Below are 21,245 nucleotides of genomic sequence, written 5' to 3' on the forward strand. Positions count from 1 at the left end.
CCGACAGCTACGGCGCGCCGCCGCGCGAGATCAGTTCCTTCGCAAGCCGACGGTAGGCGTCCGCACCGACATGGTTGCCCGCGTAGCTGGTGATCGGCTCGGCTGCCACAGTGGCGTCGGCGAACTTGATGGAGCGCTTGATCACGGTCTCGAACACCTTGTCCCCGAACGCCTCCACCAAGCGGGAGATGACCTCCCGGCTGTGCAGGGTCCGCGCGTCGTACATGGTGGCCAGGACGCCGTCCACCTGCAGGCGCGGATTCAGCCGGTCCTGGACTTTCTCGATGGTTTCCACCAGGAGGGCAACAGCGCGAAGGGCGAAGAACTCACAGATGAGCGGGATGATCACGCCGTGCGCGGCTGTCAGTGCATTGACGGTCAGCAGGCCGAGTGAGGGTTGGCAGTCGATCAGGACGACGTCGTATTCGTCCTCGACGCTCTTGAGGGCACGGTCCAGGACCTGCTCGCGCGCAACCTCGTTGACGAGCTGGACTTCGGCGGCGGACAAGTCGATGTTGGCCGGCAACAGGTCCACGCCCTCCACGCCGGTCTGGTGGATGGCATCGCGGATACTCACCTTGCGGTCCATGAGCACGTTGTAAACAGTGAGGTCCAGCTCATGCGGGTTGACGCCCAGCCCTGCCGACAAGGCACCCTGGGGATCGAAATCCACCAACAGCACGCGGCGGCCATACTCGGCGAGCGCTGCGGCAAGGTTGATGGTGGACGTGGTCTTGCCCACCCCACCCTTCTGGTTGACCATGGCGATGACTCTCGCCGGGCCGTGCGAAGCAAGCGGAGCGGGTTCCGGGAAGTCGCGGTGCGGGCGGCCCGTGGGCCCCATGATTGCGTCTTCCAGATCGAGCTCGGTGCCTGCCAGGGTTGCTGTTCCCCGTTCGATGCTCACGTATCCAACCACTCTTTCGACGACGATCTTCCCGGCCGCCGGCCCTGCGGGGCCAGCACTCCTACCCACCTAGGCTACAGCGCCCGACACGGTAATCCGGGGAACTTGACATTGCCCGGGCTTTGAGCCTTTACCCTCTAGTTGAGGTGGAAGGTTTTGGTTTCGCACGCCCTCGCTTGCACGAAAGGAGGCCGGCACCCTGGCGGGGCCGGCCTCCTTCGGACTCGGATACGACGGAGGACTATACAGTCGCCTTTTCGCGGGCGTCCGCTTCGGGAGCCTGGGCGGCCTCGTCATGGGCCAGCATGGTCTGCTCATCGAACGGCGAGTTGCCGGACAGGACCTGGTTGACCTGGTGGGTGTCGATTTCCTTCACCCAGGTACCGATCAGCACCGTGGCCACGGCATTGCCGGTGAAGTTGGTCAAGGCGCGTGCCTCGGACATGAAGCGGTCGATGCCGACGATCATGCCCACGCCGCCCAGCAGTTCGGGCTTGTGTGCCTGCAGTCCGGCCGCCAGGGTGGCGAGTCCTGCACCAGTGACACCTGCGGCGCCCTTGGAAGCGATGATCATGAAGACCAGCAGGGAGATCTGCGCACCGAGGTCCAGCGGGGTCCCCATGGCGTTGGCCACGAACAGGGAGGCCATGGTCAGGTAGATGGCCGTGCCGTCAAGGTTGAAGGAGTAGCCGGTAGGGACGGTCACGCCAACCACGGGCTTGGAGACACCCAGGTGTTCCATCTTGGCAATGAGCCGGGGCAGCGCCGCTTCGGAGGAAGAGGTGGAGAAGATGAGCAGGTATTCGCGGGCCAAGTACTTCATCAGCTTGAAGATGTTCACGCCGGCAACGGCACGGAGCAGGGTTCCGAGGATGACCACGATGAACAACACGCAGGTGATGTAGAAGGCGATCATCAGGGTGAACATGCTGAGGATTGCCTGGGCACCGGTTGCGCCAACGACGGCGGCAATGGCACCGAACGCGCCGACGGGAGCGAGCCACATGATCATGATCAGGATGCGGAACACGAGGCGCTGTCCATGACCGATGGCCGCGAGGATCGGCTGCCCCTGCTTGCCCATCTTCTGGAGGGCGAAGCCAACCAGGATGGCGGCGAGCAAGGTGGGGAGGACTGGGATGTCACCCGGGATGATGCCAAGCAGGAAGTCCACGGTGCTGTCCGTAGCGGCCTTCTTGTTGGGGTCGTACGGGGTCAGCTTGAGGCCCTCGCCCGGGTGGATCAGGTTGCCAACCACCAGGCCGATGGCGAGCGCAAAAGTGGACATGGCCACGAAGTAGCCCAGGGCGAGACCGCCTACCTTGCCCACCGTGGCGGCCTTGGCAATGGAGCCGATGCCCAGGACGATGGTGCAGAAGATGACCGGCGCGATCATCATCTTGATCAGTTTGATGAAGCCATCGCCGAGCGGCTTGAGCGACTTGCCGACCTCTGGGAACAGCAGGCCGACAACAGCACCAAGCACAACTGCGAGAATGACCGCGATGTACAGGTAGTGCGACTTGTCGAGCCCCTTGCGCCCGCCTGTAGCGGCCACTGCCGACTCTCCTCGTTGAGAGGTCATGGGAATCTCCTTCTGGATACTGTGTAAGGCGCTGCGGTCCTGCACTTGTGTCCAATCCGCTGCCCTTGTGTGATATCCATCATTCAGCCGCCGGTGACACACATCACCATTGCGGTCATATTGGTCATGGGAGGCCACACGTGTTTCATACCTGGAGCATCGCGCGCCGATTGTTCGTGGCGAACCTGCTGTTCGTCCTGGTCCTGACTGCTGCCTTTGGGGCGTTCTCCGTGGTGGAAGCCAGGGACCGCGCCTACGATGACGCGGGCAGCCGGATGCGGGCTATCGCCACCTCCATCGCGAACAACCCGTTGGTGCTGCAGGCCGCGTCGTCCGCCGATCCCTCAACAACGCTCCAGCCCTACGCCCTGAAGGTCATGGCCGATGCGGACGCCGACTTCATCACGATCATGGCCCCGGACAGGACCCGTTGGACGCACCCCCGCCCTGAGGAACTGGGCAAGCCCTACATCGGGACGATCGAACCGGCGCTCCGCGGCGAGACGTTTACCGAAGTGACGGCAGGGACGTTGGGGCCGTCGGTGCGGACCATTGCGCCCGTGAAGGACGACTCGGGCGCCGTCAAGGCCCTGGTGGCGGCGGGCATCACGGTGCGAACCGTGGACACCGACCTTGCCGAGCGCCTGGCGGTAATCGGCGGCATCGCGTTGGGGGTCCTCTTCTTTGGCTCCGTGGCGTCATGGTTGTTGGGACGCTACCTTCGGTCCGTTACCCGCGGCTGGGGTCCGGAGCAGCTGGCCCAGCTCTTCGCCTACTACGAATCGGTCCTGCACTCGGTGCGCGAGGGGCTCATCCTGATCGACACCCGCGGCAAGGCCGTCATGTACAACGACCAGGCAGCGGAACTACTGGGCCTGGAACCGTCCGAAGCGGACCGTTCCCCGGACCAGGCGCCCAGGCTTGCAGAACTTCCCTTCGATGGGAGCCTGCGGGCCTTGTTTGAGTCGGGGCGGCCCGCACGCGACGAGATCCATCTGACGGGTTCCCGGATCCTGGTGGTCAACCAAGCCCCGGCCGTTGGTCCCGTGCCGCCCAGGAGCCGGCAGAAAGCAGCGGTCTACGGCACAGTGGCAACCATCCGCGACCGCACGGAGATCGAGGCCCTGGGCACGGAACTGGAGACCATGAAGACACTCTCCGATGCCTTGCGCGCACAGACGCATGAACACGCCAACCGTTTGCACATGATCGTCTCCCTGCTGGAACTCGGACGCACGCCCCAAGCGCTCGAGTTTGCCACGAGGGACCTCGAACTCAGCCAGCAACTGACGGACGACATGTTGGCGTCCGTGGACGAACCGGTGATGAGCGCCCTGGTGATGGGCAAGGCCGCCGAAGCGCATGAGCGCGGCGTCGAACTGACGGTCCGGACTTCCGGGACGGCGGGCGTCAGCGGCCTGGAAATCCAAGACCTGGTCACCATCCTCGGAAACCTGCTGGACAACGCCATTGACGCAGCAGCCGCAGGCGGGCTCCCCCGCTCGGTTGAACTTGAGGTCCTGACCGGAAGCACCGCCGTCGAGTTTGTGGTCACGGACTCCGGTGCGGGGATCGATCCGGCTTCGATAGACGACGTCCTGCAGTACGGCTACAGCACAAAGTCTTCGACGGGAGATCCCCGTGGGAGCCATGGCCGGGGCGTTGGATTGGCACTGGTGAGGCAGGCGATCCAGAGGCTCAACGGTACGATGTCCATCGACAATCCGGGGACAACCGATAACCCGGGCGGCGCGCAATTCCACGTTGTGCTGCCCACAACGGTTCCGGGGGAAGAGAAGGCATGACAGACATCCGCGTCCTGGTGGTCGAGGACGAACCGATCGCTTCCGATGCCCATTCGGTCTACGTGGGGAGGATCGACGGTTTCACCGTGGTGGGTACCGCCCCGGACGGTCAATCAGCGCTCCGCATCCTGGGCGAATTCGCTGCCTCCGGCTCGCCCGTGGACCTGGTTTTACTGGACATGAACCTGCCGGATCTCCACGGACTGGACGTCGCCAGGCGCATGCGTTCGGCCGGAATCCTCGCGGACATCATCGCCATTACCGCCGTGCGGGAACTCAGCATCGTGCGCAGCGCGGTATCGATCGGCGTCGTGCAGTACCTGATCAAGCCATTCACTTATGCGACGTTCGCGGACAAGCTCACCAGCTATCGAACCTTCCGGGACCAGTTGGCCGGCTCTTCAGCCGGAATTCCAGGTAAAGGGGCATCCCAGAGCGACGTCGACCAAGCCTTTGCCAGCCTTCGGGCTCCGACGGAACTTCCGCTGCCGAAGGGCCTGTCCCCGTCCACCCTGGAATCGGTCAAGGACTTGGTGCGTACCCGGGAACAGCCGGTGTCCGCCAGCGAAGTCATGGAGGCTGTTGGCATGTCCCGCGTGACGGCACGGCGCTACCTGGAGTACCTGGCCGATGCGGGGACGGTCACGCGCACTCCGCGGTATGGAACTCCGGGCAGGCCGGAGAACGAGTACGGGTGGCGTCGCAATTGAGCCCAATGTATACATAGGCATCAAAATTCACGCCACTACTCCCGCATGCAGCCTTTTATGTATACACTGAACGCATGCGCGCAAGTGACCGGGCCTACACTGCCCTCCGTGAGGACATCATCGAGTGGCGTCTTCGGCCAGGCACCATCCTCGCGGAAGTCGAACAATCCGAGCGGCTGGGCGTGTCCCGGACACCGGTCCGGGAGGCACTGAGCCGGCTCACCGCGGAGGGATTGACGACGGCGGCAGGCGGGCGCGGCGTCGTCGTCACCGACATCTCGCTGGACAGCATCGACGAACTGTTCGAGTTGCGCGAAACGCTGGAAGTCAGGGCGGCTGCACTGGCCGCCGAACGGGGCGAGCCAGGGGTCTTCGCCGAACTGCAGGCCCAATTGCTCCAAGCTCCGGGGTTGCTTCGCGATGCCGACCCCGCACGTCATGACTACTACGCCCTGGTGGGCCGCCTGGACGACGCCATCGATGCCGCCGTCTCGAACACGTACCTGGCCCAGGCCATGCGGGGCCTCCGCGTCCATCTGGTCCGCATCCGGCGGCTCGCCGCCGATGATTCCGCCAGGCTCGCGGCCGCAGCGGCGGAGCACGCTGCCATTGCCGAAGCCATCGCGGCCTCCAACCCGCGGTTGGCCGAGGCAGCCACCACCGTGCACCTCCACCGCAGCCTCACCCACGTCAAGGCCGCCCAGCTGGCCTCAAAATCGTCCCACTAGAAGGAGCATCATGGTCACGAACAACCACGTCCGCGTGTACAAGTCCGAGGAAAACCTCCCCCGCGAAGAGCAGTTGGCCCATAAGATCGCCGTAGTCGCCGCCGATCCCGTCAAGGTCACGCCGGAAGTGACGGACATGGTGATCAACCGGATCATCGACAACGCCTCGGTGGCGATTGCGTCCTTGAACCGGTCACCGATCGTCGCAGCCCGTGCGCAGGCACTGACCCACGCGCCAACCACGAACGGCAAGGGCGCCTCGGTGTTCGGCATCAGCGAGCTCGTCTCCCCGGAATGGGCTGCCTGGGCCAACGGCGTGGCCGTTCGCGAACTCGACTATCACGACACGTTCCTGGCGGCCGACTATTCGCACCCGGGCGACAACATCCCGCCGATCCTGGCCGTTGCCCAGCACGTCGGATCCAATGGCGCCGACCTGGTCCGTGCCATCGCCACCGGGTACGAGATCCAGGTGAACCTGGTCAAGGCGATCTGCCTCCATAAGCACAAGATCGACCACGTGGCCCACCTCGGCCCGTCCGCAGCGGCCGGTATCGGCACGCTCCTTGGCCTGGGCGTGGAGACTATCTTCCAGTCCGTGGGCCAGGCCCTCCACACCACCACCGCCACCCGCCAGTCCCGCAAGGGCGAGATTTCCACGTGGAAGGCCCACGCCCCGGCCTTCGCGGGCAAGATGGCGGTCGAAGCCGTGGACCGCTCCATGCGCGGCCAAACCTCGCCCGTGCCGATCTACGAAGGCGAAGACGGCGTGATCGCCTGGATGCTGGATGGCCCGGACGCCTCCTACGAAGTTCCGCTGCCGGAGAAGGGCGAAGCCAAGCGGGCCATCCTGGACACCTACACCAAGGAACACTCCGCCGAGTACCAGGCGCAGGCCTGGATCGACCTCGCCCGTAAACTCAACCGCGAACACCCGGAAACCACGGACCCCGCCAACGTGGAATCGGTGCTGATCAAGACCAGCCACCACACCCATTACGTGATCGGCTCCGGCGCGAACGACCCCCAGAAATACTCCCCCACCGCCTCGCGGGAGACCCTGGACCACTCCATCCCCTACATCTTCACCGTCGCATTGCAGGACGGCGCCTGGCACCACGTGGACTCCTACGCCCCCGAACGCGCCGCCCGCCCGGACACCGTTGAACTCTGGCACAAGGTCACCACCGTGGAAGACCCGGAATGGACCCGCCGCTACCACTCCCTGGACATCGCGGAGAAAGCGTTCGGCGGTTCCGTGGAAATCACGCTCACGGACGGCACTGTCATCACCGATGAGATCGCCGTCGCCGACGCCCACCCCCTCGGCGCCCGGCCGTTCGCCCGCGAACAGTACGTCAACAAATTCCGCACCCTCGCCGCCGGACTCGTGGAGGAGGCCGAGATCGAAAGGTTCCTCGCCGCCGTCGAACGCGTCACCGAACTGGGCACCGGCGAACTGGACCAGCTCAACATCACCGCCGCCCCCGGCGTGATCGACCTCAACAACGCGCCCAAGGGACTGTTCTAAATGCTGTACTCCAGAACCACCCCCGAGCAGAAACGCCTGCGCCTCAGGGAGCTCCTCAACTCGGGGACCGTGCAGCAGTTCCCGGGAGCGTTCAACCCCCTCTCGGCCCGTCTCATCGAGGAAAAAGGCTTCGCCGGGGTCTACATCTCCGGCGCCGTCCTCGCCAACGACCTCGGCCTGCCCGACATCGGCCTCACCACGCTCACCGAAGTAGCCACCAGGGCCGGGCAGATCGCCCGCATGACAGACCTGCCCTCCCTGGTTGACGCAGACACCGGCTTCGGGGAACCCATGAACGTGGCCCGCACCATCCAGGAACTCGAAAACGCCGGCCTGGCCGGCTGCCACATCGAGGACCAGTTCAACCCCAAACGCTGCGGCCACCTGGACGGCAAAAACGTCGTCGACATCGATACCGCCACCAAACGCATCCGCGCCGCAGCAGACGCCCGCCGCGACCCGAACTTCCTCATCATGGCCCGCACCGACATCCGCGCCGTGGAAGGACTCCAAGCCGCGCAGAACCGCGCCAAAGCACTGGTCGATGCCGGAGCCGACGCGATCTTCCCCGAAGCCATGCGTGATTTGAGCGAGTTCCAGGCCATCCGCGAGGCCGTGGACGTCCCCATCCTGGCCAACATGACCGAGTTCGGCAAAAGCGACCTTTTCACCGTGGACCAGCTCCAGGAAGTGGGCGTGAATATGGTGATCTACCCGGTCACGTTGCTCCGCATTGCCATGGGCGCTGCAGAGCGTACTCTGGAATCGATCAAGGCTGCGGGGACCCAAGAGGCGCAAGTGGACAACATGCTCACGCGCGCACGTCTCTACGAACTCGTGGATTACGAGGCATACAACCAATTCGATACCGGCGTTTTCAATTTCCAGGTTCCTGGCATCCGCTAGGTCCGGATCATCAAGGGGACGCAGGTCACGGGAATCCCCGGGCCTGCACAAGAACGAAGGAGTTCAGCATGGCTGCTGAAGACATCAAAAAGGGCCTCGCCGGGGTCGTGGTGGATTACACCGCCGTTTCCAAGGTCAACCCGGACACCAACTCCCTGTTGTACCGCGGATACCCGGTCCAGGAACTCGCCGCCAAATGCAGCTTCGAAGAAGTGGCGTATCTCCTGTGGAACGGCGAACTCCCGGACGAGTCGCAGCTCGCGGAGTTCACTGCCCGCGAGCGCGCAGGCCGCGCCCTGGATCCCGTGGTCAAGTCGGTGGTGGACACACTGCCGACAACTGCGCATCCCATGGACGTCTGCCGGACGGCCGCTTCCGTGTTGGGTGCCAGGCACGAGCTGGCCGAGGATTCCTCGCCCGAGGCCAACATGAAGAAGGCGGTGGATTTGTGGGCCGCCATGCCCGCGGTGGTGGCGTACGACCAGCGCCGCCGGCGTGGCCAGGACGTCATTGAGCCGCGGGACGAGCTGGACTACTCGGCGAACTTCCTGTGGATGACCTTCGGCGAGGAGCCGGTGGACGAGGTGGTGGAAGCGTTCAACGTCTCGATGATCCTCTACGCCGAGCATTCCTTCAACGCCTCGACGTTCACAGCCCGCGTGGTCACCTCGACGCTGTCCGATCTGCACTCCGCGGTGACTGCCGCGATCGGCGCGCTGAAGGGTCCCTTGCACGGTGGCGCCAACGAGGCCGTCATGCACACGTTCGACGAAATCGGTATCCGGCCCGAGGAATCACTGGAAGACGCCGCTGCCAGGGCCCGGGCGTGGATGGAAGATGCCCTGGCGCACAAGAAGAAGGTCATGGGCTTCGGGCACCGCGTCTATAAGCACGGCGACTCCCGCGTGCCCACCATGAAGGCCGCCCTGGACAAGATGATCGCCCATTACGGACGTCCCGAACTTCTGGGACTCTACAACGGCCTGGAGCAGGCCATGGACGAGGCCAAGGCCATCAAGCCAAACCTCGACTACCCAGCCGGCCCCACGTATCACCTCATGGGATTCGACACCCAGACGTTTACGCCGTTGTTCGTTGCCAGCCGGATCACCGGCTGGACCGCACACGTCATGGAGCAACTGGCCTCCAACTCGCTCATCCGCCCACTGAGCGAATACAACGGGCCTGAGGAGCGGCACGTCCCCTAGCGGGTTCGGCACCATAGCTGATCAGTCGACGCCGGTCCATTCCACGGTCTGGACCTCTGCCACGTTCTGGTTGTCGGCAGCAAGTTCCACCCGCACGGCGATGCGGCGGCCGGAGATCATGGCAGGCAGCCAGTGCTCGGCATCAGCCCACATCCGCTCCACCGGAAGTCGCGCCACCGGATACCACTGTGGCGCGATTTCATCGCTCTCGGATGGTTCGCCCTGCCAGGCACGCGTCAGGAAGACGGTAGTGGCCATGTTCCACTCGGACCTGGCCGGAAAAATGAAATCCACGTTTCCAGCCGGAAGGAGGTCATCGGCGTGGACCACCACATGGATCTCCTCCATGACTTCCCGGCAGGCGGCTTCGACGGCGGTCTCGCCGGCTTCGACGTGGCCACCGACTCCCACCACCTTGCCCTTGCCGAATCCAGTCTTCTTGGTTCCGAGAAGCACGTGCTGGCCGTCCGCGTCATCGCGGAGGAGGAAGCACAACGTCACATGGGCTGCAGTCATGCTGCCCACCTTAACCCGATCTCCCCCAGTACTGCCGCCATTGCTACAGTGAGCCCATGAGCGAATCCGGGGGTGAACCGCGGACGGCGACAGCCGCCGTCGAACATGCTGCCGACGTACCCGGAACGGCGTCACCAGAGCTGGAAAGTCCGCCGTCGCTCCTGCCCAAGGTGCGTCCGGACCGGGACGCGTGGTTGCCCCGCTGGCTGGTTGCGCACCCCCTGTACGCGGGATGGGGATGGACGGTGCTCTGGTCCGGCCTCATCGTCCTGGACGAAGTGGTGGACCTTGCCGGCTGGACCTGGTATCTGCTGGTGCTTGTGGCCGCCCTGCCAACGTTGCTTTCCACGTTGGCGGTCCTTCACGCGACGCCGCGGAGCCATCTCAAGGCCGTCGACGCGACCGTGCTGGGGCATTTCTTCGTACGGTTCCTGGCCCTCGTGGCGGCGTTCATGGTCTGGGCAGCCTCTGTTGTGATGAGCGCTTCCATCTCGACCACCGTCCAAACGGTCATCGGTGATTCGGAAAAGGAAGTCACCGCGCTCGGCTTCAACCTCATGCTGGCATCGGTTCCGCTGGTGTTGTCCGTGCTGTGGATGGCTTTCATTGTGCGCTGTGCGTGGTTCCTCAGGCGCCTGCGGGGGTGGCGGCAAATACCCTTGAAGACCCGGGTGCCCAAGAAGTTCCTCCGTGGGCGGCCCCGGCTCAAGCGCGTGGTGGTGGGACTGGCCCATCCCGGCTTGCTTCTCGTGGCCGGTTTGGGAACGTCGCTGCTCGCGGTGTTCGTGGACGCGGTGGAGCTGACCTTCAGCGTGATTGGCTAGCCGAGCGCCCGGGGGTGCGCGGCTGCGTACACCTCGCGCAAAGTATCGGCCGTAACCAAGGTGTACACCTGGGTGGTGGTCACCGAGGCATGGCCAAGCAACTCCTGCACTACGCGGACATCGGCGCCGCCTTCGAGCAGGTGCGTGGCAAAGGAATGCCGCAGCGTGTGGGGCGAGACGTCCTTGGTGATGTTGGCCTTCTCGGCGGCCGCCTTGAGGATGGTCCACGCACTTTGCCGGCTGATCCGGCCACCGCGGGCATTGAGGAACAGTGCCGGTGTGCCCTTGCCCTTGGACGCAAGCAGTGGCCTGCCCCGGACAACGTAGGCACCGACGGCCCGTGCGCCGTAGGAGCCAAGCGGGACCAGCCGCTCCTTGGATCCCTTGCCGAACAGCCGGACAATGGCCGGCCCTTCGCCGGTGTCCTCCAGGGAGACGTCGTCCACGTCCAGGCCGACTGCCTCGCTGATGCGGGCACCCGTCGAGTACAGGAATTCCAGGAGAGCGCGATCCCGCAGGCCAGTGGCCGTATCCGCGCCGGCAGCTTCGAGGATTCGGCTCACCTCGTCCACACTGATGGCTTTCGGAAGCCGCTTACCGGGCATGGGCGGGTGGACATCGGTGGCGGGATCCGCCGTCGTCATTCCTTCAAGTGCCCAAAACTTGTGCAGCCCCCGCACGGCGACCACGGTCCTCGCAGCCGAGCGCACGCCCAGGGCGGAGGCGCCGTCGGCACCGTCGGACAGGGCCTGGACAAAGGCCGTGACATGGTGCCTGGTCACATTCCCCGGCTGATCCACTCCCTGGGACGCCAGGAACTTCCCGTACCGGCCCAGGTCCCGCCGATAAGCGGCGAGGGTGTTGGCGGCAAGGCCGCGCTCGACGCCGACGTACTGCAGGTAATCGGTAATTCCGCGGTCAACGGCCGTTGCAGTGCGTGTGGTGGCCTCGGTCATGCTCAGCGCTGGCTCGGGTGTGCCGGCCATGGGGCATTCGCAGGGCGGAGGCTGCTGAAGCCGTCGGCCTTCGCGGCAGCCGCAGCCAGAATACCGAGGACTGCTGAGGGGTTGTGCAGCCTGCCCTCAAGGACTGCCTGCACGGCATCGTCCAACGGAATCCAGTGCAGCTCGATCTCGGCTTCTTCATCCGTACGGACGTGCCGCTCGGCTTCGGGGACATCGCTGAGGCCCCGGGCGAGGTAGATGCGGACCGCCTCGCTGGAAGAACCGGGTGAGTTGAAGAAGTCCACAAGGACGTTCCACGTGGCCGCCGTGAGGTCGGCCTCTTCCGCGAGCTCACGGGCAGCCCCAACAACGAAATCTTCGCCTTCAATGTCCAGGAGGCCGGCGGGGATTTCCCACAGATCCATGGCCACCGGGTGCCGGTACTGCTTCAACAGGAGGATTTCGCCGTCGACGTTCATGGGCAGCACGGCCACGGCACCGGGGTGGTCGATGTAGTCCCGGACCAACGCGTCCGAGTCTTCGCTGAGCTTGAAGGAATCACTGACCACATCCCAAATGCGGCCCTGGTACACCTTGCTGGAAGACAAAAGACGGCGCGGGCTCGGAACATCCGAAACCTGCCTTGTTGTGCTGGGGGTTTCAGACGTTCCGGGCATCGCGCCGTCCTTTTGCTCGTGCGTGGATTTACTTGGCAGCTACAGCGTCAGCGGCCTGCTTGGCTCCGGCCGCTCCGCCTTCACGGCGTTCCAGGGCAGCCTTGACCAGGCCTGCGAAGAGCGGGTGCGGGCGCGTCGGGCGGGAGCTGAGCTCGGGGTGTGCCTGCGTAGCGACATAGTACGGGTGGACTTCGCGGGGAAGTTCCACGTACTCAACCAGCTTGCCGTCAGGAGAGGTGCCCGAGAAAACGAGGCCCTCGGCTGCAATCTGGTCGCGGTACTTGTTGTTGACCTCGTACCGGTGGCGGTGCCGTTCGCTCACGGACGTAGTGCCATACGTTTCTGCAACCACGGAACCCTCATCGAGCTTGGCTTCGTAGAGGCCCAGGCGCATGGTGCCGCCAAGATCTCCCTTGCCGTCAACGATGTCCAGCTGCTCTTCCATGGTGGCAATGACCGGGTACTTGGAATCGGGCTCGAACTCGCTCGAGGAAGCGCCCTCAAGGCCAACCACGTTGCGGGCGTACTCGATCACCATGCACTGCAGGCCAAGGCACAGGCCCAGGACAGGAAGCTTGGTTTCGCGGGCAAACTTCAAGGCGCCCAGCTTGCCTTCCAGCCCGCGGATACCGAATCCGCCGGGAACGCAGATGGCGTCGACACCGGCCAAGGACTTCTTGGCACCAGCGAGGGTCTCGCACTCGTCGGAAGGAACCCAACGGATCTTGACCTTGGCCTCGTTGGCGAAGCCACCGGCGCGGAGGGCTTCGGTCACCGAAAGGTAGGCATCGGGAAGATCGATGTATTTGCCCACCAGGGCGACCTCGACCTCGTGCTTGGGGTTGTGGACAGCCTCAAGCAGCTTGTCCCACTTGCTCCAGTCCACGTCCTTGAACGGAAGGTCCAGGGCACGGACGATGTACGAGTCCAACTGCTGGGAATGCAGGGTCTTGGGGATGTCGTAGATGCTCGGGGCGTCTGCAGCGTTAACCACGGCATCGATGTCGACGTCGCACATGCGGCCGATCTTCTCGCGCATGGCTTCAGGCACCTCGCGGTCCGACCGGATCACGATTGCTTCGGGCTGGATGCCGATGGAGCGCAGGGCCGCAACGGAGTGCTGCGTCGGCTTGGTCTTCAGCTCCTGGGACGGCCCGATGTACGGAACCAGGGAGACGTGCAGGAAGAAGACGTTGGTCCGGCCGATGTCCTGGCGGACCTGGCGGGCGGACTCCAGGAACGGCTGCGATTCGATGTCGCCGACGGTTCCACCGATTTCGGTGATGATGACGTCCGGAGCGTTCTTTCCCTCGGCGGGCAGGCGCATGCGGCGCTTGATCTCATCCGTGATGTGCGGGATGACCTGGACAGTATCGCCAAGGTACTCGCCGCGGCGTTCCTTCGCGATGACCGTGGAGTAGATCTGGCCCGTTGTGACGTTGGCCGATCCTTCCAGGTTCTCATCGAGGAAGCGCTCGTAGTGTCCGATGTCGAGGTCGGTTTCGGCGCCATCGTCAGTGACGAAAACTTCGCCGTGCTGGAAGGGATTCATCGTGCCCGGATCCACGTTCAGATAGGGATCGAGCTTCTGCATAGTTACAGACAAACCGCGTGCCCGCAGCAGGTGGCCGAGGCTGGAAGCCGTCAGACCCTTACCGAGCGAGGACGCCACACCGCCGGTGACGAAGATGTGTTTGGTCGTCTTGGACGAGCCCGGGAACCGGGAATTTACACGGGAATTTGATCGCTGCACCACGGAATTCGAGCTTATCATCAATTACGCCTTCCAAGCGTCCTGTCCGGATTCCCCAAATGGTCCATGGTTGCCCAGTTACCTGCCTGCAATCAAGGGTTCGGCCGGAACAAAGTGCACTGAATGTGATTGTCCTCGCAGTCCGCAACCTGGCCTTTACGCCTGCTGCGGAAGGAGCTTCGCGTCGTCCAGGAGCTCTTGGGCGTGCGCCTGCGCGGACTCCGAGTCCTCCTGCCCGGCCAGCATGCGGGCGAGTTCCTTGACGCGTTCCTCTTCGGACAACAGCTGGACATCGCTCGACGTGAATCCGGAGGTGGTCTTGCCGTCGGCACCGCGCACCGAGGTCTTGATGACCCGGATGTGCTGATCGGCGAACGCCGCAACCTGCGGCAAGTGGGTGACCACCAGCACCTGCACGTGCCGGGCCAGCATGGCGAGCCTGCGGCCAATTTCGACGGCGGCGCGCCCACCGACCCCGGCGTCCACCTCATCGAAGACGAACGTCGGAACGGGGTCCACGGCAGCGAGGACCACCTCGATGGCCAGCATCACCCGGGAAAGTTCACCGCCGGACGCGCCCTTGCCCAAGGGCCTCGCCGGGGCTCCGGAGTGCGGACGCAGCAGGAAAGCGATCTCGTCGCTGCCCCACGGGCCCAGGGAGCCGGTGTCCTCCACCTCGATGACCAGTGTGGCATCGGCCATCGCCAAGGCCTTCAGCTCGGCGCTGACGCGCGAGGAGAGGTCCTTGGCCGCTTTTAGTCGTGCCTTGGTGATGGCCGCCGCCATCTTGCGCAGCTTCTCCTCGGACCCTGCGACTTCCGCGTCAAGGGATTCGATGCGGCTTGAATCATCCTGGAGTTCGTCAAGGCGGACCCTTGAGGTGGCTGCCCACTCCAGTACCTCATCGATGCTCGGAGCGTACTTCCGGATCAGTTTGGCCAGTGCCGCGCGACGTTCTTCGATCTCGGAGAGGCGCTCGGGACCCTCGGTATCCAGGGTCGCCTGGTAACTGGAGAGCTCGGCAGCGATGTCGTTGAGGAGGAAGCCCACCTCGGCCAACCTGGCAGCCGCCGCACCCAAGGCTTCATCGTGGTCGGCCACTTGTTCCAGGGTCCGTTTGGCTGCGTCCACCAAGGACGTTGCGTCACCCGACTCGCCGAATTCCTCCGCGATCAGGGACTCGTGGGCCGATGCCGCGGCGATCCTGAGCTCTTCGACGTTGGCAAGTTTGACCGCTTCGGCTTTGAGCGCCTCGTCCTCGCCGGGCTGGGGATCGATCTCATCGATTTCGGCCAAGGCAGCGTCCAGCGACTCCGCTTCGCGCAACCGCTCGCGGGCCTCGCTCCGCAGCGTCTCCAGCTCGGCCTGGATCGACTTCCAGCGCTTGTACAGCTCCTGGTACTCCCCCAGCGACTTGGCCAGCGGCGCACCGGCGAAACGGTCCAAGGCATGGCGCTGGGCTGCGGCGCCTTTGAGCCTTATCTGGTCTGTCTGCCCATGGACCACCACCAGGCTCTCGCCGAGTTCCGCCAGGACACCGACCGGCGCGGTCCGCCCGCCAACGTAAGCCCGGCTGCGCCCGTCGGCACTGACGGTCCGGGCCAGCAGCAGCTCCGCCACGCCGTCGTACTCTTCCGCCTCGCCGCCGGCCTCGCGGGCGCGTTCCACGGCATTGTGCTGCGGATCGAGCTTCAGGACGGCCTCGGCGGAGGCGGACTTGGCACCGCTGCGTACGGCGCCGGCGTCGGAACGGGCACCCAGGAGAAGTCCGACGGCGGTGACCACCATGGTCTTGCCGGCGCCGGTTTCACCGGTGACTACGCTCAGGCCGGGGCCCAGCGGGAGGGCGGCGTCAGTGATGACGCCGAGGTCACGGATTCGGAGTTCTTCAAGCATGCTTCACTTCGCATTCGTGGGGTCGGAGGGTTCACCGTGCCCAGGCTCGTGCGGGCTCGGCAAGGGCGCCGGCGACGGTGTTCGGATCACGGGTATGGGGCCGGTGTGGACTTCGCCGCTGCGGGGTGCGGGACCACGCCAGCCGTGGATGGGCAACTGGAATTTGCGCACCAGCCGGGCGGAGAACGGTGTCATGTGGGTCCGCGCGAGCCGGACAGGAGTTGCAGAACGGGTCACCTCGACGCGGGCGCCCGGGGGCAGGTCTACTGAACGCCGGCCATCGCACCACAACACTCCCAGGGCGTCCGTCCGGTTCATGATCTCCACCGCGAGCTTGGACGTCGGGGATACCACCAAGGGCTTGGCGAAGAGGGCGTGCGCGCTGATCGGAACGATCACCAAAGCCTCGACCTCCGGCCACACCACCGGGCCCCCGGATGAGAATGCATACGCCGTGGAGCCCGTGGGCGTAGCCAGGACCACCCCGTCGCAACCGAACGAAGTCAACGGGCGTTCGTCCACCTCGGTGACGACTTCCAGCATCCGCTCCCGGTTGGCTTTTTCGATCGCGGCTTCGTTGAGCGCCCACGTGTGCCAAATCTTCTGGCCCTTGATCCACACCTGGACGTCGATGGTCATGCGCTCTTCCACCGTGTACTGGCGGCTGGCAATCCATTCGACGGTCTGGGCGAGATCCGCCCGTTCGCTTTCGGCCAGGAAGCCGACGTGGCCCAGGTTGACGCCGAGCAAGGGAACGTCGACTTCGCGGACGAGTTCAGCCGCGCGCAGGATGGTGCCGTCTCCGCCGAGGACCATCACCAACTCGACGTCCTCCAGGCTCACGTGGTCGTGAAGGATCTCAATGGGCGTGTCCACGGCGCCGAAAAAGCGCTCAACATCGGCCAGCTCCGACTTCTGAAGCACGGGTACCAGGCCGGAAGAATGCAGTTGGGTACAGGCATCCCACGCCGCGCGCAGCGATTCCTCACGTCCTGTGTGGGCAAGGACAAGTACATGCCTGCTCATCGGGTTTCTGCTTTCCAGTCGTTCGGCCAGAGGGTTTCCATCAACGCAGCAACGTCCCCGTCCCGCTCTTCGATCTTAGGCAACACCGCCGACATCCTGCGTTTCATCCACAGGAAGTATTCAACATTTCCGTCCTGGCCGGGCAACGGACTGGCCGCGAGGCCCTTCAGTGCCAGCCCGGCGTCCACCGCGGCCCGCGCCACCTGGGCGACCGCCCGGCGTCGTTCATGTTCGGAGGACACCACACCGGAACGGCTCAAGCGTTCCTTGCCAACCTCGAACTGCGGCTTCACCATCAGGACCAGGTCCCCGCCCGGCTCCGTGCACGCCGCGAGGGGTGCAAGGACAAGGGTCAGGGAAATGAAAGAGAGGTCCGCAACCGTCAGTGCGGCGGGTCCACCGATCTGCTCCGGGGTCATGTACCGGACGTTAAGTCCTTCGTGGACGTCCACCCTGGGATCGTTCCTGAGCGGTTGGACCAACTGGCCGTGCCCGACGTCGACCGCCACCACCTGCGCGGCGCCCTGCCTCAGCAGGACGTCCGTGAATCCGCCAGTGGAGGCACCGGCATCGAGACACCGACGGCCGGCAACCATCACGTCGGGGAAGGCTGCCAGCGCTCCGGCCAATTTGTGGCCCGCACGGCTGACGTAAACGTCCTCCGGATGCGATGCGACATCCAGCTTTGAGTCGGCATCCACTTGCAGGGACGCTTTGGACAAAACAACGCCGGCGAAACTGACTTTGCCGTCGCCGATGAGCTTGGCCGCATGGGTCCTGGACCTCGCCAGCCCACGGGTGACAAGTTCCTGATCAAGTCGTGCCATACGCTAGCTGTTGCCTTCCGAACTGTTGGGCCGGATCGCGGCCGGCGGGAGCCCCGGTTCGGCGTCGAGGGCCTCCAGCAGGGAGTCATGCACAGCCGTGTACAACCCTGCGTGCTCCGATACCGGAATGTCCGGTACTCCACTCAACAGATCAAGGACGCGATCCACCGCCGCTTCCCCACTGGGAAGTGTCGCGCCGGGCCATCGGGCTTCTTCGTTGGACTCGGTCATCGCACCAGTCTAGTGAGAGCGCCATTCAAGCTTCGGGGCCTGCGCCTCGGAAGCGTCCGGAACAGCAGCCCACCAGGCTGCGCAGGCGGCGCGCCAGGCATCGAGGTCATCCTCGGACCCGAGCACCGTTACGCTGCCGTCTCCAGCGGTAGCCGACGCCGCTCCACAACGGAACGTGCCGCCGTCGTTCGTCACCTCCGGGTAGGGCTCGTAGAGCTCCGTGAGGTCCGTCAAGAGGTACGTTGGCCGTTCATCGGTCCGAGCCGCCAAGATGGTCTGCCTCGTGTCGACGCCGGTGAGGACAGCCGCCGTCGCATAACCGGCACGGTTCCCGCCCAGAATGTCCGTGTCCAGCCGGTCGCCTACCACCAGCGGCCTGTCGGCCATGAGTCGCTTGGCTGCGGCATGGAACAGCGGAGCCTCCGGCTTGCCCGCAACCAAGGGGTACTTCCCGGTCGCGGCCGCTACGGCGGCCACCAACGTTCCGTTGCCGGGAGCCATGCCACGGGCCTGCGGGATGGACATGTCCGTATTGGTGGCGAACCATTGCGCTCCGCCGGCCACAACGTAAGAAGCTTCGGCAAGTTCCTTCCAGCCGATTTCCGGATTGAAACCCTGTACAACCGCAACCGGAGACTCCGCAGCACTGTGCACCGGCTTGAGTCCTACGAGCTCGATCTCATGGGCCAACGCAGCACTGCCCGTGATCAAGACGTGCGCCCCGGCCGGGAGCATTGACGCCAGCAACTCGCCCGCTGCCTGGGAAGAACTGACAACCTGGTGGTCCTCCGCGGGCGCGCCGAGTTCCCGCAGATGCGCGGCAACCTGGGCCGGGGTACGCGAAGCATTGTTGGTGACGTAGCCCAGGCCAACGCCCACTGTTTCCAGCTTCTTCAAGGACTCCACCGCACCCGGGATCGCATGGGGCCCGGCATAGACCACGCCGTCGAGATCCGAGAGGACGGCGTCAAAGGACTCAATGAGGGAATCAGCCATTCCGGGTGTCGTCCTCTGTGTCGCCTTCTTCGTCTTCCTCTTCCTGGGAATCGATGTCCGATTCCGCATCGTCGGACTCAAAGTAGTCCGACTCGGCATCGTCAACGTCGATGTCATCGTGGGCAGCGTCGGCTGCCGCCGCTTCCGCGATCACCGTCTCGGCTTCAGGCTTTTCGACGTCGGCGTCCCGCTCCGGCTTCTGGAACCGCGGCTTGCGTGCGGCTGCTTCGTCCTCTTCGTCCCAGCCGAGGTCAAGGATTTCCGGTTCCGCAAACTCCCCGACGCCCAGGGCATTCTCGGCCACGACAGCCTGGCGCTCCCACTTGACGGCGTCATCAGCCCGGCCAGCAGCCGTAAGGGCTTCGGCATAGGCCCGGAACAGCCGCGGGCTGTAAGAGAAGGCACGGTTGATGTCCAGCTGCGGGATCTCAAGTTCAGCAACAGCTGCATCCAACTGGTTCAAGTCAGCACGGGCACCTGAAGCGACGATGGCAAGTTCAACCTTGCCGGGAGCGTCCAGGTCCTGGGCCTCAGGAGAACGCACCATGTCCAGGGCACGGTCCGCGCGGCCCAAGCCACGCTCGCAGTCAGCCATGACGGGCAGGTGGACATTCGAGCCACTGATGCGGCGGTAGGTGCGGAATTCACGGAGCGCTTCTCCATAATGACCCGCAGCGTAGGCAGTCAGGCCCACGGCTTCGCGAACGGCCGACAAGCGACCACCGCGACGGCTCGCTGCCAAGGCATGCTGGAACGCAAGCTCGGGTTCGATGTCAATCAGGCGGCCGGCCATGACCAGGTGCTTGGCAACCCAGCCAGCGCTCTGGTCTTCGAGGGTCTTGATCTGGTGGGCGGTTGCCCGGTCCAACTCGTTGCCAGTAACGTCCTGGTCGATTTCCGGTGAACGCTCGCGGTCAGGGCGGTTGGCGCTGCGGATGTCCTTGGCGTTGGGGACGCGGGCGGGACGCTCGTCTCGGCTCCCTGGACGGTCGCCACCGAACGACCGGCGGTCGTCACCATCGCGGCGGGGCCGGTCGCCAAACGGCTTGCGATCACGGTCGCCACCGAAGGAGCGACGCTCACCGTCGCGGGCCGGACGGTCGCCAAAAGGCTTGCGATCACGGTCACCGAAAGGCTTACGGTCACGGTCACCGCCGAACGAGCGGCGATCATCGCCGTCGCGACGCGGACCACGCTCGGAGCGCTCACCAAACGGCTTACGGTCACGGTCGCCAAACGGCTTGCGATCACGGTCACCGCCGAACGAGCGACGCTCTCCGTCGCGGGCCGGACGGTCACCAAAGGGCTTACGGTCACGGTCACCGCCGAACGAGCGACGATCATCGCCGTCGCGACGCGGACCACGCTCAGAGCGCTCACCAAACGGCTTACGGTCACGGTCGCCAAAAGGCTTGCGGTCACGGTCACCGCCGAACGAGCGGCGATCATCGCCGTCACGACGCGGACCACGCTCAGAGCGCTCACCAAACGGCTTGCGATCACGGTCGCCACCGAAGGAGCGACGCTCTCCGTCGCGGGCCGGACGGTCACCAAAGGGCTTACGGTCACGGTCACCGCCGAACGAGCGGCGATCATCGCCGTCGCGACGCGGACCACGCTCAGAGCGCTCACCAAACGGCTTACGGTCACGGTCCCCACCAAAGGAACGGCCTTGCTCGTTGCCATCACGGTTGTCCCTGGATCGGAAGCCGCGAGGGTCACCCCCGGAATTGTTGTTGGGTCGGAAGGAACCGCGGTCTCCACGATTCCCGCCGAAGTTTCCGCGGTTGCCGCCTCGATTGCCGCCGTTGTGCTCAGCCATTATGGATTCCTCCTGTTGCGAGCCGACCAGTGGCGCGTGCGTAGTCGCTCATAACCCTTATTTCGTTGTTACGCCGCCGGCGCATGACCTGCACCGGCTCGTATGTCTTATGCAATTCTAGGCGACTGCCACTCAGCCACCGAACGACCAGGCACCGTTGGAACCTGCCCGTGGCCATTTTCACACTGCTGGGTGTGGTTTGTGGTGTTAAATGGCGGGAGCCCCGACCGTCGTGGTCGGGGCTCCCGTTGTAATTAGTGTCCGGCGGTGTCCTACTCTCCCACACCCTCCCGGGTGCAGTACCATCGGCGCTGTGGGTCTTAGCTTCCGGGTTCGGAATGGGACCGGGCGTT

Annotated in this window: 19 protein-coding genes and 1 rRNA gene; 7 read left to right on the top strand and 13 right to left on the bottom strand. The window is 64.7% G+C overall.

Features of this window, described 5'->3' with window-relative positions:
* Positions 1-7 precede the first annotated feature (7 nt).
* Both ACFVSJ_RS19280 and ACFVSJ_RS19285 read right to left on the bottom strand, forming a co-directional pair.
* On the bottom strand, positions 8-907 hold the full coding sequence (locus tag ACFVSJ_RS19280; RefSeq protein ID WP_387438621.1) for a ParA family protein: 900 nt from the start codon (positions 905-907) through the stop codon (positions 8-10).
* A gap of 241 nt (positions 908-1,148) precedes the next feature.
* Positions 1,149-2,492 (bottom strand): cation:dicarboxylate symporter family transporter, encoded by a 1,344-nt coding sequence (locus ACFVSJ_RS19285; RefSeq protein WP_387438622.1) that lies wholly within the window; start codon positions 2,490-2,492, stop codon positions 1,149-1,151.
* A 140-nt stretch (positions 2,493-2,632) separates the two neighbouring features.
* Here ACFVSJ_RS19285 and ACFVSJ_RS19290 point away from each other — a divergent pair, with 140 nt between their 5' ends.
* The 6 genes from ACFVSJ_RS19290 to ACFVSJ_RS19315 all read left to right on the top strand — a co-directional run bounded on the left by ACFVSJ_RS19290 (position 2,633) and on the right by ACFVSJ_RS19315 (position 9,380).
* Positions 2,633-4,297 (top strand): ATP-binding protein, encoded by a 1,665-nt coding sequence (locus ACFVSJ_RS19290; RefSeq protein ID WP_387438624.1) that lies wholly within the window; start codon positions 2,633-2,635, stop codon positions 4,295-4,297.
* Positions 4,294-5,007 (top strand): response regulator, encoded by a 714-nt coding sequence (locus ACFVSJ_RS19295; RefSeq protein ID WP_387438625.1) that lies wholly within the window; start codon positions 4,294-4,296, stop codon positions 5,005-5,007. The genes ACFVSJ_RS19290 and ACFVSJ_RS19295 overlap by 4 nt, the downstream gene beginning before the upstream one ends.
* Positions 5,008-5,081: 74 nt before the next feature.
* Positions 5,082-5,735, top strand: coding sequence for a GntR family transcriptional regulator (locus tag ACFVSJ_RS19300; RefSeq protein ID WP_387438627.1), 654 nt, complete (start codon positions 5,082-5,084; stop codon positions 5,733-5,735).
* A gap of 10 nt (positions 5,736-5,745) precedes the next feature.
* The gene (locus tag ACFVSJ_RS19305) at positions 5,746-7,266 is read left to right on the top strand and encodes an MmgE/PrpD family protein (protein ID WP_387438629.1); all 1,521 of its coding nucleotides are present in this window, start codon (positions 5,746-5,748) and stop codon (positions 7,264-7,266) included.
* Positions 7,267-8,172 (top strand): methylisocitrate lyase, encoded by a 906-nt coding sequence (prpB, locus tag ACFVSJ_RS19310; RefSeq protein ID WP_387438630.1) that lies wholly within the window; start codon positions 7,267-7,269, stop codon positions 8,170-8,172. It abuts the gene before it with no gap.
* Between the two features lie 68 nt (positions 8,173-8,240).
* Positions 8,241-9,380 (top strand): bifunctional 2-methylcitrate synthase/citrate synthase, encoded by a 1,140-nt coding sequence (locus ACFVSJ_RS19315; RefSeq protein ID WP_387438631.1) that lies wholly within the window; start codon positions 8,241-8,243, stop codon positions 9,378-9,380.
* 21 nt (positions 9,381-9,401) lie between these two features.
* On the opposite strand, the gene ACFVSJ_RS19320 is transcribed toward ACFVSJ_RS19315, so the two are convergent.
* Positions 9,402-9,896, bottom strand: coding sequence for an 8-oxo-dGTP diphosphatase (locus ACFVSJ_RS19320; protein ID WP_387438633.1), 495 nt, complete (start codon positions 9,894-9,896; stop codon positions 9,402-9,404).
* Positions 9,897-9,952: 56 nt separating this feature from the next.
* Between ACFVSJ_RS19320 and ACFVSJ_RS19325 the strand changes: the two genes are divergently transcribed.
* Positions 9,953-10,720 (top strand): hypothetical protein, encoded by a 768-nt coding sequence (locus ACFVSJ_RS19325; protein WP_387438635.1) that lies wholly within the window; start codon positions 9,953-9,955, stop codon positions 10,718-10,720.
* Here ACFVSJ_RS19325 and xerD read toward each other — a convergent pair.
* From xerD to rrf, 10 genes are all read right to left on the bottom strand, one after another.
* Positions 10,717-11,706, bottom strand: a complete 990-nt coding sequence (gene xerD, locus ACFVSJ_RS19330) for a site-specific tyrosine recombinase XerD (protein WP_387438637.1) — start codon at positions 11,704-11,706, stop codon at positions 10,717-10,719. The genes ACFVSJ_RS19325 and xerD overlap by 4 nt on opposite strands.
* The gene (locus ACFVSJ_RS19335; protein ID WP_387438638.1) at positions 11,679-12,341 is read right to left on the bottom strand and encodes an NUDIX domain-containing protein; all 663 of its coding nucleotides are present in this window, start codon (positions 12,339-12,341) and stop codon (positions 11,679-11,681) included. Before ACFVSJ_RS19335 ends, xerD begins: the two co-directional genes overlap by 28 nt.
* Positions 12,342-12,369: 28 nt before the next feature.
* Positions 12,370-14,115: a CTP synthase gene (locus tag ACFVSJ_RS19340; protein ID WP_387438640.1), complete on the bottom strand. Its 1,746-nt coding sequence runs from the start codon at positions 14,113-14,115 to the stop codon at positions 12,370-12,372.
* A 135-nt stretch (positions 14,116-14,250) separates the two neighbouring features.
* The gene (gene recN / locus ACFVSJ_RS19345; protein ID WP_387438641.1) at positions 14,251-15,990 is read right to left on the bottom strand and encodes a DNA repair protein RecN; all 1,740 of its coding nucleotides are present in this window, start codon (positions 15,988-15,990) and stop codon (positions 14,251-14,253) included.
* Positions 15,991-15,993: 3 nt separating this feature from the next.
* Complete coding sequence (locus tag ACFVSJ_RS19350; protein WP_387438643.1) at positions 15,994-17,016, bottom strand: NAD kinase; 1,023 nt, start codon at positions 17,014-17,016, stop codon at positions 15,994-15,996.
* Positions 17,013-17,843 (bottom strand): TlyA family RNA methyltransferase, encoded by an 831-nt coding sequence (locus ACFVSJ_RS19355; protein ID WP_387438644.1) that lies wholly within the window; start codon positions 17,841-17,843, stop codon positions 17,013-17,015. The genes ACFVSJ_RS19350 and ACFVSJ_RS19355 overlap by 4 nt, the downstream gene beginning before the upstream one ends.
* 3 nt (positions 17,844-17,846) lie before the next feature.
* The gene (locus tag ACFVSJ_RS19360) at positions 17,847-18,074 is read right to left on the bottom strand and encodes a hypothetical protein (RefSeq protein ID WP_387438645.1); all 228 of its coding nucleotides are present in this window, start codon (positions 18,072-18,074) and stop codon (positions 17,847-17,849) included.
* A gap of 9 nt (positions 18,075-18,083) precedes the next feature.
* Positions 18,084-19,070 (bottom strand): HAD-IIA family hydrolase, encoded by a 987-nt coding sequence (locus ACFVSJ_RS19365; protein WP_387438647.1) that lies wholly within the window; start codon positions 19,068-19,070, stop codon positions 18,084-18,086.
* The gene (locus ACFVSJ_RS19370; RefSeq protein ID WP_387438649.1) at positions 19,063-20,892 is read right to left on the bottom strand and encodes a hypothetical protein; all 1,830 of its coding nucleotides are present in this window, start codon (positions 20,890-20,892) and stop codon (positions 19,063-19,065) included. Before ACFVSJ_RS19370 ends, ACFVSJ_RS19365 begins: the two co-directional genes overlap by 8 nt.
* A 259-nt stretch (positions 20,893-21,151) precedes the next feature.
* Positions 21,152-21,245, bottom strand: a 5S ribosomal RNA gene (rrf, locus tag ACFVSJ_RS19375); the annotation flags it as partial.

The sequence above is a fragment of the Paenarthrobacter sp. NPDC058040 genome (assembly GCF_042885775.1).
Lineage (GTDB): Bacteria > Actinomycetota > Actinomycetes > Actinomycetales > Micrococcaceae > Arthrobacter.